We start from the raw sequence: 734 nt of genomic DNA, 5'->3' as shown, positions 1-734 counted from the left end.
ATTCCTGATCAAGATATCAAAAACAGCAAGACGCTCAAATTTGTTGTCATTGAGGGCAAGCTTTCAGATATTTACTATAATGGTTCACCGGCGTCTCGTTATAACAATGTTGTGTGGAGTGCTTTTCCTGGGCTTCAAGGTCATGTTCTGAACATGCGCGATATTGAACAGGGGCTTGATCAGATCAACCGTTTGAGTTCAGCGCACGCTCAAAGCGAACTTCTTCCAGGGCGTGAAGAAGGGAGCACCATTGTCAATATTAACAATCATCCCGATAAAACTTTCAAGGTTACTGTTTCTCATGACAATATGGGACAATCTTCCACGGGTTATGCGCGTTATAGTGCGGGCTTGAGGGTAGAAAATATTTTAGGGATGAATGATGCGTGGGATTTTAACTATCAACGCAGTGAGCCCGATTATTGGGGTGGGAGCAAGCAAGAAGGACATAGCAATAACATTTCAGCGAGTGTGAGTATTCCGTACGGTTATTGGACCTTTGGATTGAATGGCACTGTTTATAATTACCAAAGCATAATCCCTGGCAATTTTACCGATATTGAGACGACGGGGGATTCCAGTGAGTTGCACGCCAGTACAAGCAGGGTTCTTTACCGTGATAGTGTTTCCCTTACAACCTTGAATTTGGGTCTTTCTTATAAAAGAACCAACAATTACCTTCTTGGCAATAAGATTGAAGTGGGCAGCCGTCAATATAGCGTCGCCAATTTTGG

The 734-nt window shown here is 43.2% G+C and carries 1 protein-coding gene; it reads left to right on the top strand.

Translation table 11 applies throughout. The features are described 5' to 3' along the window. Positions 1–734: ShlB/FhaC/HecB family hemolysin secretion/activation protein (locus ACFIJL_RS09755; protein WP_375624525.1), on the top strand; the 734-nt coding region annotated here is incomplete at both ends.

Origin of the sequence: Bartonella sp. TT119HLJHH, from assembly GCF_042193385.1 — a bacterium.
Classification (GTDB): domain Bacteria; phylum Pseudomonadota; class Alphaproteobacteria; order Rhizobiales; family Rhizobiaceae; genus Bartonella.
This window is presented reverse-complemented; position numbering and strand designations above follow the sequence as displayed.